The organism is Pseudomonas sp. SF2, assembly GCF_036858055.1.
Classification (GTDB): Bacteria; Pseudomonadota; Gammaproteobacteria; order Pseudomonadales; family Pseudomonadaceae; genus Aquipseudomonas.
The window spans coordinates 1-13,415 of record NZ_JAMBDI010000029.1 but is presented as its reverse complement, the minus strand read 5'-3'; the positions used below and the strand labels follow the sequence as shown (position 1 = coordinate 13,415).

11 protein-coding genes and 1 pseudogene are annotated in these 13,415 nt (G+C 63.5%); 7 read left to right on the top strand and 5 right to left on the bottom strand.

Features of this window, described 5'->3' with window-relative positions:
- The first annotated feature begins 54 nt into the window (after positions 1-54).
- Positions 55-810, top strand: a complete 756-nt coding sequence (locus M2S36_RS17300) for a spermidine synthase (RefSeq protein WP_333957502.1) — start codon at positions 55-57, stop codon at positions 808-810.
- Positions 811-1,199: 389 nt separating this feature from the next.
- Positions 1,200-2,913 (top strand): annotated as a pseudogene (locus M2S36_RS17295) (DEAD/DEAH box helicase).
- A gap of 152 nt (positions 2,914-3,065) precedes the next feature.
- On the opposite strand, the gene M2S36_RS17290 reads toward M2S36_RS17295, so the two are convergent.
- The gene (locus tag M2S36_RS17290) at positions 3,066-3,833 is read right to left on the bottom strand and encodes a DODA-type extradiol aromatic ring-opening family dioxygenase (protein ID WP_233687167.1); all 768 of its coding nucleotides are present in this window, start codon (positions 3,831-3,833) and stop codon (positions 3,066-3,068) included.
- A gap of 101 nt (positions 3,834-3,934) precedes the next feature.
- Here M2S36_RS17290 and M2S36_RS17285 point away from each other — a divergent pair, with 101 nt between their 5' ends.
- The gene (locus M2S36_RS17285; RefSeq protein WP_207832266.1) at positions 3,935-4,585 is read left to right on the top strand and encodes a thiopurine S-methyltransferase; all 651 of its coding nucleotides are present in this window, start codon (positions 3,935-3,937) and stop codon (positions 4,583-4,585) included.
- A gap of 168 nt (positions 4,586-4,753) precedes the next feature.
- Here the strand turns inward: M2S36_RS17285 and htpX are convergent, their stop codons facing one another.
- Together htpX and M2S36_RS17275 are read right to left on the bottom strand one after the other, a co-directional pair.
- Positions 4,754-5,641, bottom strand: a complete 888-nt coding sequence (gene htpX / locus M2S36_RS17280) for a protease HtpX (protein WP_003259721.1) — start codon at positions 5,639-5,641, stop codon at positions 4,754-4,756.
- 291 nt (positions 5,642-5,932) lie between these two features.
- Entirely contained in the window at positions 5,933-7,144 is a 1,212-nt protein-coding gene (locus M2S36_RS17275; protein WP_023661072.1) for a pyridoxal phosphate-dependent aminotransferase, read from the bottom strand.
- A gap of 167 nt (positions 7,145-7,311) precedes the next feature.
- On the opposite strand from M2S36_RS17275, the gene msrB reads away from it, so the two are divergent.
- Positions 7,312-7,707 carry a peptide-methionine (R)-S-oxide reductase MsrB gene (gene msrB, locus M2S36_RS17270; RefSeq protein WP_015269381.1) on the top strand — a complete coding sequence of 132 codons (396 nt, stop codon included), beginning with the start codon at positions 7,312-7,314 and terminating at the stop codon, positions 7,705-7,707.
- A 13-nt stretch (positions 7,708-7,720) separates the two neighbouring features.
- Positions 7,721-8,209, top strand: coding sequence for a glutathione peroxidase (locus tag M2S36_RS17265; RefSeq protein ID WP_207832262.1), 489 nt, complete (start codon positions 7,721-7,723; stop codon positions 8,207-8,209).
- Here the strand turns inward: M2S36_RS17265 and M2S36_RS17260 are convergent.
- Positions 8,199-10,556 (bottom strand): hybrid sensor histidine kinase/response regulator, encoded by a 2,358-nt coding sequence (locus M2S36_RS17260; RefSeq protein ID WP_207832260.1) that lies wholly within the window; start codon positions 10,554-10,556, stop codon positions 8,199-8,201. The genes M2S36_RS17265 and M2S36_RS17260 overlap by 11 nt on opposite strands.
- 198 nt (positions 10,557-10,754) lie before the next feature.
- Here M2S36_RS17260 and M2S36_RS17255 point away from each other — a divergent pair, with 198 nt between their 5' ends.
- On the top strand, positions 10,755-11,645 hold the full coding sequence (locus tag M2S36_RS17255; protein WP_207832258.1) for an ATP-binding protein: 891 nt from the start codon (positions 10,755-10,757) through the stop codon (positions 11,643-11,645).
- On the top strand, positions 11,642-12,124 hold the full coding sequence (locus M2S36_RS17250; protein WP_333957501.1) for a GAF domain-containing protein: 483 nt from the start codon (positions 11,642-11,644) through the stop codon (positions 12,122-12,124). Before M2S36_RS17255 ends, M2S36_RS17250 begins: the two co-directional genes overlap by 4 nt.
- Before the next feature lie 127 nt (positions 12,125-12,251).
- Here the strand turns inward: M2S36_RS17250 and M2S36_RS17245 are convergent, their stop codons facing one another.
- Entirely contained in the window at positions 12,252-13,019 is a 768-nt protein-coding gene (locus tag M2S36_RS17245; protein WP_207832254.1) for a hypothetical protein, read from the bottom strand.
- Between the last annotated feature and the right edge of the window lie 396 nt (positions 13,020-13,415).

The following is a 13,415-nucleotide window of genomic DNA, read 5'->3' as shown; positions in this document are numbered from 1 at the left end:
TGCATCGAGGGTGTTGACGGACAATGCGCGTTTTTGCGCGGGTGGGTGGTGAGCATGGCGGCGGAACGGGAAGAGCGGCTACTGGCACGGGTGGAAGATGCCTTTGGCGTCATCAGCGTGTATGAAGTCGACGACTACCGCTTTCTGGAATTCGGCGATGCGATCGAGCAGAGCTGCGTGTTCACGGCCGACTCCAGCTGGCTGGAGTACGACTATACCCGCGCCATGCTGGTGGGGGCGCTGTGCCACGAACAGCCGGAGAGCGCGCTGTTTCTCGGCCTGGGGGCCGGCACACTGACCCAGGCCTGCATGAAGTTCCTGCCGCTGGACGACATCGAGGCCATAGAGCTGCGCCCGGAGGTACCGCGCCTGGCCATGGAATACCTGGGCCTGGACGACGACCCGCGGCTGTATGTACGCATCGGCGACGCCCTGGAGATGTTGCCCTCGGCGGAGAAGGCCGACCTGCTGTTCGTCGACCTGTACACCGACCATGGACCGGGGGTGGGCCACCTGGCCTGGAACTTCCTGGAGAACTGCCAGCAGAAGTTGAACCCGGGTGGTTGGCTGGTGATCAACCAGTGGGCCACCGACGACGGCAAGCCCCTGGGCGCGGCGTTGTTGCGCGGGTTGTATCACCGGCATTACTGGGAGCTGCCGGTGAAGGAGGGCAATGTGATCCTGCTGGTGCCAGCGGACCTGGAGCAGACGCTGGACCTGGATGGGTTGCGGGCCCGGGCCGAGGCGCTGGCACCGCGCCTGGGGTATAGCCTTGAGGGGCTGATCCGTGAGATTCGGCCGGCTACCTGAGTTGGCTTCTTCGCGGGCACGCCCGCTCCCACAGGGATATCACAGTGCCCAAGGGCGGTGAGTATCCTGCTGGAGCGGGCATGCCCGCGAAACAGGCGACGCGGTATCGCAGGCAGGAATCGTTTCAGCTGCGCATGGCTGATGGCCCGATACTGGCCCTGCACCCTGAAAATATTCCTCACGTCTGCGCACTATTTCGGGTATAGTACGCGCCGGTCTTTTAGCGGACCGCAAAATCAGGTGGTGCAAACCCTCCGAGTCCAGCTTCGGCTGCACGTCCGCTAGGCGGACCTTCCCACGTTTTCTTTTTCAATCGTTTTCGCAAATCCCCGCCGCCAAAGCTGCCTGGGTGACCTGTCGGTCTTTCATGGCTTGTGCAGCTTTGGAGCATGGGTCTTTGCGGATGCACCTAGAGGCAGACCCATGACCCAGGAAACCGGCGGCTTCGCCGCTCTCGATCTCAATCCGAACATTGTTGCTGCCGTTCTGGCGACCGGCTACGAAGAGCCGTCCGCCATTCAGCAACAATCGATCCCGATCATCCTCGCCGGTCACGACATGATCGGCCAGGCGCAGACTGGCACCGGCAAGACCGCTGCCTTCGCCCTGCCGATCCTCAACAAGATCGATGTGAGCAAGCGCGAACCGCAAGCCCTGATCCTGGCGCCAACCCGTGAGTTGGCGCTGCAAGTTGCTACCGCTTTCGAAACCTACGCCAAGCAGATGCCGGGCGTGAACGTGGTCGCCGTCTACGGTGGTGCCCCGATGGGCCCACAGTTGCGTGCGATCCGCAACGGCGCGCAAATCGTCGTGGCCACCCCGGGCCGCCTGTGCGACCACCTGCGTCGTGACGAAAAAGTCCTGTCGACCGTGCAGTACCTGGTCCTGGACGAAGCCGACGAGATGCTCAAGCTGGGCTTCATGGACGACCTCGAAGTGATCTTCGACGCAATCCCGGCCAGCCGCCAGACCGTGCTGTTCTCCGCCACCCTGCCGTCGTCGATCCGCTCGATCGCCGAACGCCACCTGCGCGAGCCCAAGCACGTCAAGATCCAGAGCAAGACCCAGACCGTCACTGCGATCGAGCAGGCCCACCTGATGGTCCACGCCGACCAGAAGATCCCGGCTGTGCTGCGTCTGCTGGAAGTGGAAGAGTTCGACGCGCTGATCGCCTTCGTGCGTACCAAGCAAGCTACCCTGGACCTGGCCGCCGCGCTGGAAGCCAAGGGCTACAAGGCTGCCGCGCTGAACGGTGACATCGCCCAGAACCAGCGTGAGCGCGTGATCGACTCGCTCAAGGATGGCCGCCTGGACATCGTTGTCGCTACCGACGTCGCTGCCCGTGGCCTGGACGTACCGCGCATCACTCACGTGTTCAACGTCGACATGCCGTACGACCCGGAGTCCTACGTACACCGTATCGGCCGTACCGGCCGTGCCGGTCGCGATGGCCGTGCACTGCTGCTGGTCACCCCGCGTGAGCGCCGCATGTTGCAGGTGATCGAGCGTGTAACCGGGCAAAAAGTTGCCGAAGCCCGTCTGCCGAATGCCCAGGCCGTGCTGGATGCCCGCATCAAGAAGCTGACCTCGAGCCTGGCACCGCTGGTCGCCGAAGCAGAAGCCAGCCACGGCGAGCTGTTCGACCGCCTGACCAACGACCTGGGTTGCAGCGCGCGTGCCCTGGCTGCCGCCCTGCTGCGCAAGGCCACCAATGGCCAGGCGCTGGACCTGGCCGCGGTAGAGCGTGAGCAGCCGCTGGTGCCGAGCTTCGCCCCGCGTGGCGAGCGTACCGAGCGTGGTGAGCGTGGCGAGCGCCCAGAGCGTGGTGACCGCGAGCGTCGTGCCCCGCTGCCGCTGGCCGAAGGCCGCGTGCGTTGCCGTACTGCCCTGGGTGCCCGTGACGGCATCGCTGCCAAGAACCTGCTGGGCGCGATCCTCAACGAGGGTGGCCTGGCCCGTGACGCCATCGGCCGCATCCAGGTGCGCGACAGCTTCAGCCTGGTCGAGTTGCCGGAAGACGGCCTGGAGAAGCTGCTGTCCAAGCTCAAGGACACCCGCGTGGCTGGCAAGCAGCTGAAGCTGCGTCGCTACCGCGAGGATTGATCCTGGCGCAATGAAAAAATCCCCGGCCTCGGCTGGGGATTTTTTTTGCCTGTGCCGGCCCTTTCGCGGGTAAACCCGCTCCCACAGGTACAGCACAAGCCTTGAAATCTGTGGAGACCCTGTGGGAGCGGGTTCACCCGCGAAGAGGCCTTTCAGCCGAACCGATAAATGTCCATCCCCAACGCCCCCAGGGTAAACCCTTGGTGCACCACCCCGAACTTGCCCCCAGCCCCCAGGGCAAAGAACAGCGGCAGGAAATGCTCGTCACTGGGATGGTTGCGCACCGCAAACGGCGCCTGCTGCCGATAATTCAGCAACGCTTGCTGATCATCCGCCCGAAGCTTTTCCACCACCCAATCCCTGAACGCCAGTGCCCATGGCTCGATCACATCCGGCCCGGCATGCCAGTCCAGTTCGCCCAGGTTGTGGGTAATGCTGCCCGAGCCGATCAACAGCACGCCCTGACCGCGCAAACCCGCCAGCGCCTGGCCTACCTTGACCTGCAGCGCCGGCCCCATGTGGCTGGGCAGTGAAACCTGCACCACCGGAATACTCGCATCCGGGTACATCAGCGACAGCGGTACCCAGGCGCCGTGGTCGAACGGCCGCTGCGGGTCCAGCCGGGCTGGTAGCCCGGCTGCCTGCAACAGTTCACTGACCTGGCCGGCAAGGACGGGTTCGCCCGGCGCCGGGTACTGCACCGCGTACAGAGCAGGAGGGAAGCCATGGAAGTCATGCCAGGTCTCTGGCTGGGCGTTGCCGGTGACCAGTAACTCGCGGCTTTCCCAGTGCGCCGACACCACCACGATCGCTTTTGGCCGGGGCAGGGTGCTGGCCAGCCCGGCCAGCGCCGGTCCGCTGGCGCCGGGTTGCAGGGCAAGCATGGGAGAACCATGGGAAATGAACAGGCTGGGCAGCATGGCGGGGTCCTGACGGTTAAGATGCAGTCATCTTCGATCAACTACAGATCGAAATCCAAACCAGTTTTTACCGACAAACCATCTAAAAATCGGGAGTGATCATGGAGCCAGCGTTCTGGCAGCAGCGGTGGGCCGACAACCAGATCGGCTTTCACCAGGCGCAGGTGAACCCCTATCTGCAGAAGTATTGGCCAACGCTTGGCCTGGCGCCGGGCAGCCGCGTGCTGGTGCCACTGTGTGGCAAGAGCCTGGACCTGGCCTGGTTGGCTGGGCAGGGGTACCGCGTATTGGGTGTAGAGCTGTCGCGGCGGGCGGTGGAGGACTTCTTCCGCGAGCATGGGCTTGAAGCTGAAGTGCAACAGCGCGGGGCTTTCGAGGTTTGGCGCAGTGGTGACGTGGAGCTTTGGTGTGGCGATTTCTTTGCGTTGCAGGCAGGGGATATTGGTGACTGCGCGGGGCTTTATGACCGGGCGGCGGTGATTGCCTTGCCGACGCAGATGCGTGCGGCGTACATGCAGCTGTTGTCGGGTTTGCTGCCGACGGGTTGCCAGGGGCTGGTGGTGACCCTGGATTATGACCAGGCTTTGCTGGGCGGGCCGCCGTTTTCGGTAGGGGATGAAGAGCTGCGGCAGGGGTTTGCCGGGTGGCAGGTGGATGAGCTGGAGGTTGTGGAAGTGATTGAGGAAAGCCCGAAGTTTTCGCAGGCCGGAGTATCGAGCTTGTTGGAGCGGGTTTACCGGGTCAGCCGCTGACAGGTGTGTAGCCTGTCCGGCCCTTTCGCGGGTGAACCCGCTCCCACAGGTACTGCACAATCCTCAAGGTGTGTGGTGAACCTGTGGGAGCGGGTTTACCCGCGAAGAGGCCGGCACAGGTGTACAAAAAAGGGCGACCGAAGTCGCCCTTTGTTTTTACCGGTCGGATCAACCGCGACGGCGCAGGGCCTCGATACGGTCTTCCAGCGGCGGGTGGCTCATCAGCAGCCCGGCCAGGCCGTGCTTCAGGCCGCCATTGATGCCGAATGCCTTCATGGTGTCGGGCATGTGCACCGGCAGGCCCTGCTCCACGCGCAGGCGCTGCAGGGCGCCGATCATCGCTGCGGTACCGGCCAGCTGTGCACCGGCTTCGTCGGCGCGGTATTCGCGGCGGCGCGAGAACCACATCACGATCATGCTGGCCAGAATGCCAAGGATCAACTCGGCAACGATGGTCGCCACGTAGTAGGCAATGCCCTGGCCTTCTTCGTTCTTGAAGATCACCTTGTCGACGAAGTTGCCGATGATGCGCGCGAAGAACATCACGAAGGTGTTCACCACGCCCTGCACCAGCGCCAGGGTGACCATGTCGCCGTTGGCTACGTGGCCGATCTCGTGGGCCAGCACTGCGCGCACTTCATCGGGCGAGAAGCGCTCCAGCAGGCCCTGGGAAACGGCCACCAGCGCGTCATTGCGGTTCCAGCCGGTGGCGAAGGCGTTGGCCTCGTACGCCGGGAAGATACCCACCTCGGGCATCTTGATGCCCGCTTCACGGGACAGTTCTTCGACCGTTTGCAACAGCCACTGCTCGTGGCGGGTGCGCGGCTGGCTGATGATCTGGGTGCCGGTGGTCATCTTCGCCATCCACTTGGAGATGAACAGCGAGACGAGGGAGCCGGCAAAGCCGAACACGGCGCAGAACACCAGCAGGCTGCTGAGGTTCAGGTCGACCCCGTTGGCGGCCATGAACCCGTTGAAACCGAACAGGCTCAGGGTAATGCTTGCAACCAGCACCACCGCGAGGTTGGTGGCTACAAACAACAGAATGCGCATCATGGTTGTTACGTTCTCCTGACGGATGAGTTGTCGCTTACTGCGGGGTATATAAGGGGCCGGCCGTGCCGATTCAATCGGGCGACTATTTCAAACTGTGTACGGCGGAGTATGGCAGAGGATGGCGCGGGGGCTGTGGGATAGAGCGTTGCAGGATGTAAGAAACATCCTGTGAGATTGCAGGGGGCTGCTTTGCAGCCCATTCGCGGTAAACCCGCTCCCACAGGGTTTGCGCAAAGCTCAAGGGCTGCGCTGTACCTGTGGGAGCGGCTTTAGCCGCGAAGAGGCCATCACTTACTGCGAATAGGTCCGCAGGAAATTGCCGATCCGGCCAATCGCCGCCTCCAGGTCATCCACCCGCGGCAAGGTCACCACGCGGAAGTGGTCCGGCCACGGCCAGTTGAACGCCGTGCCCTGAACGATCAGCAGCTTCTCCGACAGCAGCAGGTCGAGCACGAACTTCTCGTCGTTGTGAATCGGGCAAACCTTCGGGTCGATCTTCGGGAACGCATACAGCGCACCCATTGGTTTCACGCAGCTTACGCCCGGGATGTCGTTCAGCAGCTCGTAGGTGCGGTTGCGCTGCTCCAGCAGGCGGCCCGGTGGCAGCACCAGGTCGTTGATGCTCTGGTAGCCGCCCAGCGCGGTCTGGATGGCATGCTGGGCCGGCACGTTGGCGCACAGGCGCATGTTGGCCAGCATGTCGATGCCTTCGATGTAGCTTTGCGCGTGGTGCTTGGGCCCGGAGATGATCAGCCAGCCGGAACGGAAGCCCGCCACCCGGTACGACTTGGACAGGCCGTTGAAGGTCAGGCACAGCAGGTCGGGGGCCAGCGAGGCGGTGCTGATGTGTACGGCTTCGTCGTACAGGATCTTGTCGTAGATCTCGTCGGAGAACACCACCAGGTTGTGCTGGCGGGCCAGTTCCAGCATGCCCAGCAGCAGCTCTTTGGAGTACACCGCGCCGGTCGGGTTGTTCGGGTTGATGATCACCAGTGCCTTGGTGTTCGGGGTGATCTTGGCCTTGATGTCCTCAAGGTCGGGGAACCAGTCGGCCTGCTCGTCGCACAGGTAATGCACCGGCTTGCCGCCAGCCAGGCTCACGGCGGCGGTCCACAGCGGGTAGTCGGGGGCCGGGATCAGCACTTCGTCGCCGTTGTTGAGCAGCGCCTGCATCGACATGACGATCAGCTCGGACACGCCGTTACCCAGGTAGATGTCCTCGATGCCGACACCTTCGATCTGCTTCTGCTGGCAGTACTGCATCACCGCCTTGCGCGCGCTGAACAGGCCCTTGGAGTCGCTGTAGCCCTGGGCGGTGGGCAGGTTGCGGATCACATCCTGGAGGATTTCGTCAGGCGCCTCGAAGCCAAACGGCGCCGGGTTGCCGATGTTCAGCTTGAGGATACGGTGACCTTCCTCTTCCAGGCGTTTGGCGTGCTTGAGCACTGGGCCGCGAATGTCGTAGCAGACATTGGCGAGCTTGTTCGATTTGCTGAACTGCATGATGGGATCCCGATATGAGAAAACGCGCAACCCACGCCGAAAGGTTTGAAAGGGCAGGAAGCGGGTGCCAGACTGAACGCCTGGCACACGAAGCCACCTAATATACGTGCCACCCGCGCCCCGGAAAAGACGGTGCGCAGTGAAATTCAGCCTGCCGAGGTCCCTACATGCAAAAGATCGAGAAAACCCTGGAACAATGGCGGTCGATGCTCGACCCCGAGCAGTACCAGGTATGCCGCCTCAAGGGCACCGAGCGGCCATTCAGCGGCAAGTACAACAGCGAGCGCCGCGACGGCATCTACCACTGCATCTGCTGCGGCCTGCCATTGTTCGATGCGCAGACCAAGTTCGACTCCGGCTGTGGCTGGCCGAGCTTCTACGCCCCCATCGAGGAAAGCGCGATGATCGAAATCCGCGACACCTCCCACGGAATGATCCGCACCGAAGTCACCTGTGCCCGCTGTGATGCGCACCTGGGCCACGTGTTCCCCGACGGCCCGCCACCGACCGGCCTGCGCTACTGCATCAACTCGGTGTGCATCGACCTGCGCCCGCGCGACTGACCGGAGCCCGACCATGGCTGGATCGATACTGGACATCCCCTGCGTGACCCTGGGCGGCGAGCACAAGAAGCTCGGCGACTTCCCCGGCAAGGCGCTGCTGGTGGTCAATACCGCCAGCCAGTGCGGCTTTACCCCGCAGTACAAGGGCCTGGAGCAACTGTGGCAGGCCTACCGCGCGCGCGGCCTGGTGGTGCTGGGCTTCCCCTGCAACCAGTTCGGCAAGCAGGAGCCTGGCGATGCACGGGAAATCGCCCAGTTCTGCGAGCGCAATTTTGGCGTGAGCTTCCCGCTGTTCCGCAAGATCGAGGTCAATGGCCCTGGCAGCCACCCGCTGTTCGTCGAACTCAAGCAGCGCGCCCCCGGCATTCTGGGCAGCCAGAAGATCAAGTGGAACTTCACCAAGTTCCTGGTCGACCCGGCCTCTGGCCAGGTAACGCGCTACGCCCCCACCACCAAGCCGCAGGCCCTGGAGGCGGACATCGAGCGCCTGCTCAGCCGTTGACGGGCACCCAGTGGTCCACCAGCGCCAGCAGCTCTTCGCGGCGGAACGGCTTGGCCAGGTAGTCGTTCATGCCCGCTGCCCGGCAGCGCTCGCGCTCCTCGGGCATGGCGTTGGCGGTGAGGGCGACGATCGGCAGGTCGGGCCAGCGGCCGCTCTGGCGGATGCGCCGGCTGGCCTCGTAGCCGTCCATCACCGGCATGTTGCAGTCCATCAGCACCAGGTCGAATTCGTCCTGTTCCAGTAGCTCCAGGGCTTCAGCGCCCTGGGTGGCCAGTTGCACCTGGCAGCCGAGCTTGGCCAGCATGCCTTTGGCAACCAGTTGGTTCACCGGGTTGTCCTCCACCAGCAGGATGCGCGCACGGCCCTGCTCCAGGGTAATGGCCGGGGTGGCCAGCGGGTGCTCGGGCTCATGGCCTTGCAAAGTGCGTCGAAGGGTCTGGTACAGGGCGTTACGCGCCAGTGGCCGGGCCAGCTGATGCAACGGCGCCAGGGCCAGTGACTGCTCGTTGGGCAGGAAGTTGCCGTAGGCGGTCACCAGCAGGATCGGTGTTTTCAGTGCCGGGCGCAGTTCGAACAGCTGGTCCAGGCGGTCGGTGATCAGCAGGTCGATGGCAGCGGCTTCCAGCCCCGCGCTGCTGTCTTGCTGCTGGTAGGTCAGGCCCCAGGCGGGCAGCTGGTCCTGCAACAGTTCGTCGAGCCCGCTGCCGGCTGCGCACACTGCAGCCACGCGCCCGTGCAACGGTGCCGGCGGGATCGCCTCGGTGTGCACCGCCAGTGGCAGCTCGGCGCTGAAGCGGCTGCCAAAGCCCGGTTCGGAATTGATATGCAGGCGGCCCTGCATGGCTTTGCACAGGTTGTGCGTCAGCGCCAGGCCCAGGCCGGTGCCGCCGTACTGGCGGGTGATGCCGGCGCCGGCCTGAGTGAACGGCTGGAAGATCCGTGCCTGGGCTTCTTCGGGGATGCCGATGCCGGTATCGCGCACCTCCAGGCGCACACCGCCGACCATGGTCGTCAGGCGCACATCCACGCGGCCGAAACGGGTGAACTTGAGGGCGTTGGACAGCAGGTTGCTGACGATCTGCCGCACCCGTGTGGGGTCGCCGAGTACGCTGCTGGGGAAGTCGCGGGCGATCAGGCAGGTCAGCTCCACGCTTTGCGCGGTGTTTTGCGACAGCAGGTTGGCGGTGTCCTCGACCATCGAGCCCATGTCGAACGGAATGCGTTCCAGCTCCAGCTGGCCGGCATCGAACTTGGACAGGTCGAGAATATCGTTGAGCAACTCCACCAGCACCTTGCCCGAGTCGTGGGCAATCGCCAGCTGCTGGCGTTGCTCGCTGGGCAGCGGGCTGTCCAGGGCAAGGGCGATCATGCCGAGCATGCCGTTGAGCGGGGTGCGGATTTCGTGGCTCATGTTGGCGAGGAAGGCGGCGCGCGCCTGGGCCATGTCCAGCGCCCGGCGGCGGGCTTCTTCCAGCTCCTGGTTGGACAGGCTCAGGCTGCTGTTGCTGGCCTTGAGCTCGTTGGTGCGCGCCGAGACGATGTCTTCCAGCTCGTTGAGGTACTGGGTCAGGCGGTTTTCCGCGGTGCGCCGTTGCTCGATCTCGGTGGCCATGCTGACGAACTGCTGGTTGGCGACCTTCACCAGCACGCCGATCTCGTCGTGTTCGTGGCCGTGCGGGCAGGCCAGGCGGGTTTGCCGGGGCTTGCGCGGGTCGCTGCCGCTGAGCGCGCCGATCACCGTCACCAGCGGCTTGGTCAGCATCATGTAGAACAGCGCCAGGAGGATGCCGGTCAGCACCAGGCTACGGGCGAAGCCGTTGAGCAGGGTGATGCCGGCGCGGTCGAGGAAGCGGCTGCCGAAGGCGAAGGTATCCACCTCCAGGTACAGGGTGCCGAGGTCTTCTTCGGGCATGTGGGTGAGGTACAGGCGCTCCTTGAACTGGCGCTGCTCGCCGAACAGGAAGTCGCTCAGTGGTCGGTAGCGGTCCTGCAGGCGCGGCCGTTCGACGTCGGCCAATACCGTTTCGTTGTTGTCGATCAGCCGCGCACGGATGACCGCTGGCGACTCCAGCAGGCCGCGAGTCAGCTCCAGGGCCAGCTCGGAGTCGATGTTGTAGGCGATGCGCGAGGCCGGGTTGTGGCTGATTTGCAGCAAGGCGCGCACTTCGCGGTTGATGGATGCGTCTTCGCTGGCATAATCGATGCCGATCTGGATGAGACTGAGCAATGTTCCCAGGATGAAGCCGACCAGGACTGTCAACCGGGCTTGCTTGTATGACAGGCGATTGGTGAACTTGATATCCATGAGTCCCGAGCCGGTTTCACGTTCCTTGCGCTGCGCAAGCATAGCCGATCAACCCCGGCTGCTGGTGGGTCTGTCACACATTCAGCCTTGATTGCCTATTGGCTGTGCCGGCCTCTTCGCGGCTAAAGCCGCTCCCACAGGTACACCAGAGGTCTCAAGGGTGGTGATAAACCAGTGGGAGCGGCTTTAGCCGCGAAGAGGCCGGCACAGCAGCCCGAATCTGAATTTGCAGGAGCCCTGATGGACGCTCGCTTGATTGCTTTCCTGGACCGCGCCGAATCGGTACTGGCGCGCCTCGAACCCCTGTTGCCGGCAACACGTCCGAACATCGACTGGGCCACCACCCTGGCCGCGCGCTGGCAGCGCGATGGCCGCAGCGGCTACCTGCTGCCGCTGGAAGTGAGCCTGGACATCCGCCTCAGCGACCTGATCGGCGTCGACCAGCAGCGTGACCAGTTGGGCCGCAACACCCACCAGTTCATCAACGGCATGCCGGCCAACCATGCACTGCTGTGGGGCTCGCGCGGTACCGGCAAGTCGTCGCTGGTACGTGCCCTGTTGGCCGAGCACGCGGGCGCCGGCCTGCGCCTGATCGAAATCGAACGCGACCACCTGGCCGACCTGCCACGTGTAGTCGAGCAGCTGCAGAAGCTGCCGCAGCGCTTCATCCTGTTCTGCGACGATCTGTCGTTCGAAGCCGGGGAGGGCGACTACCGGGTGCTCAAGAGCGTGCTCGACGGCTCGCTGGAGCAGGCCCCGGACAATGTGCTGCTGTACGCCACCTCCAACCGCCGCCACCTGGTGCCGGAGAAGGAGAGCGACAACGAGAACTGGAAGCGGGTGGACGGCGAACTGCACCCCAGCGAAGCGGTGGAAGACAAGATTGCCCTGTCCGATCGTTTTGGCCTGTGGCTGTCGTTCTACCCCTTTACCCAGGAGCACTTCCTGAATGTGGTCGAGCACTGGATCGGCCAGCTTGCGCAATCTGCCGGGTTGGCCTGGCAGCGCAGTGAAGCACTCGACATCCTCGCCGTGCGCTGGGCCACCGGCCGCGGTAACCGTAATGGCCGTTGTGCCTATCAGTTCGCCCGCTACTGGGTCGGGCTGCAATTGCTGGAGCAAAATAAATGATCGACCTCAATGCCAGTGGCGCCGGCCTCGACGGCTACAACCTGCTGGCGGCGCAAGTGCAGGCGCTGTTTGCCGACGAGCGTGACTTCATCGCCAATGCCGCGCAGTTTTCGGCATTCCTCTATAACCACGTGGACGACCTGAACTGGGCGGGGTTCTACCTCAACCGCAACGAAGAACTGGTGCTGGGCCCGTTCCAGGGCCAGGTGGCGTGCGTGCGCATCCCGTTCAGAAAGGGCGTGTGCGGGGCGGCAGCGGCCACCCGGCAGACCCAGCGGGTAGAGGACGTGCATGCGTTTCCGGGGCATATTGCCTGTGACAGTGCATCGAACAGCGAGCTGGTGATCCCGCTGGTGAAGGAGGGCAGGCTGATTGGCGTGCTGGACCTGGACAGCCCGAAGCCTGGGCGCTTCAGCGAGGCGGATCAGGTGGGGCTGGAGCGGTTGGCAGCGATTTTCCTGGCGCTGACCGACTGCTGATATTGGTTGCCTGTACCGGCCTCTTCGCGGCTAAAGCCGCTCCCACAAGGATTGCACCAGGCCTGAAGGCGATGCGGTCCCTGTGGGAGCGGCTTTAGCCGCGAAGAGGCCGGTACAGGTTAAAGCATCAGTCGTACATCACCTTCTTCTTCCAGGTCTCTTCCTCATCGGTCTTGAGCCCCTGGGTCAGTTCATTCTGCTCGTCCTCTGCCGGAGCCATGCGGTCCAGCACCTGGGCGTTGGCGCGGGCCAGCAGTTTTTCCAGGTACGTCAGCTGCTCTTCATACACCTTTGGCTCCGGCTGTTTGCGCAGGTACTGCACGCCGCGCTCGAAGGCCAGGCGTGCCTGGCCCGGCTGGTTCTTCTGCAGGGCCTGCTGGCCGAGGTTGTTGAAGAACTCGATATGCAGCAACACCAGGACATGGCGGATTTCCTTGACCCAGTGCTTGGCCTCGGGCGTGGGCAGGAAGCCTTCCTGGGCGGCGCGAGTCACCTGGTTGTGCAGCGCCTCCAGCAGGAAGCGCACATCCTTGGCTTTGATCTCGGTCTGGATCGGATTGGGCGGGTTGTTTACCGGGATCTGCCCGCCCAGGGCAATCAGCCGTTCCAGTTCGGCGATGCGCGCCTTGAGTTCGGCGCTGTGCTTGTCCATTGCCAGTTGGCGCTGGTTGAGGTTGAGCTCCAGGCGAGTCAACAGCAGCTTCAGCGCCGGGGTCATGAACTGGCCGGGGAAGGTCTCGGTGATTTCGCCACAGCGGCGCAGGCGGTCGGCCAGTTCGACCTTCATCCGGGCGCGCTCGAGCTTGCCGTTCTCGACCACGTTGTTGAGGTAGCCGATCACGATCAGCAACGCGATACCCGCCACGATGAGCAGGGTGATCAGAAGTGGTGTCACCGTTAATGCCTCATTGAAGAAGAATTACACCCTTGAGTGTAGTGAGTTCGTCTGGGGACGAACAGCGGCTATATACCTGTACTGGCCTCTTCGCGGCTAAAGCCGCTCCCACAGGGATCGCACCGCCCTCAGGCTTCGTGCGGTCCTTGTGGGAGCGGCTTTAGCCGCGAAGAGGGCGGTGCAGGTACCCCTCTCTCTATATCGACAACCCGGCCCGCAACTGCACCCCCACCTACCCGGAAGTCATTGATTTAAATAAATTTCTACAAAGGGGTTGACGCCTGTACGAACCATCCATAGAATGCGCGCCACTTGCAGCGTAAAGCACACAGCGAAACGCGGCAGGGAGTGAAAGCAGGCAGTAATGCCAGCAGCGTGTCCCCTTCGTCTAGTGGC

Bases quoted from the DNA above. Each gene is read 5' to 3' on its own strand.
- M2S36_RS17300 (WP_333957502.1), top strand. From the start codon at position 55: ATGGCGGCGGAACGGGAAGAGCGGCTACTGGCACGGGTGGAAGATGCC.
- M2S36_RS17290 (WP_233687167.1), bottom strand. From the start codon at position 3,833: ATGCTGCCCAGCCTGTTCATTTCCCATGGTTCTCCCATGCTTGCCCTG.
- M2S36_RS17285 (WP_207832266.1), top strand. From the start codon at position 3,935: ATGGAGCCAGCGTTCTGGCAGCAGCGGTGGGCCGACAACCAGATCGGC.
- htpX (WP_003259721.1), bottom strand. From the start codon at position 5,641: ATGATGCGCATTCTGTTGTTTGTAGCCACCAACCTCGCGGTGGTGCTG.
- M2S36_RS17275 (WP_023661072.1), bottom strand. From the start codon at position 7,144: ATGCAGTTCAGCAAATCGAACAAGCTCGCCAATGTCTGCTACGACATT.
- msrB (WP_015269381.1), top strand. From the start codon at position 7,312: ATGCAAAAGATCGAGAAAACCCTGGAACAATGGCGGTCGATGCTCGAC.
- M2S36_RS17265 (WP_207832262.1), top strand. From the start codon at position 7,721: ATGGCTGGATCGATACTGGACATCCCCTGCGTGACCCTGGGCGGCGAG.
- M2S36_RS17260 (WP_207832260.1), bottom strand. From the start codon at position 10,556: ATGCTTGCGCAGCGCAAGGAACGTGAAACCGGCTCGGGACTCATGGAT.
- M2S36_RS17255 (WP_207832258.1), top strand. From the start codon at position 10,755: ATGGACGCTCGCTTGATTGCTTTCCTGGACCGCGCCGAATCGGTACTG.
- M2S36_RS17250 (WP_333957501.1), top strand. From the start codon at position 11,642: ATGATCGACCTCAATGCCAGTGGCGCCGGCCTCGACGGCTACAACCTG.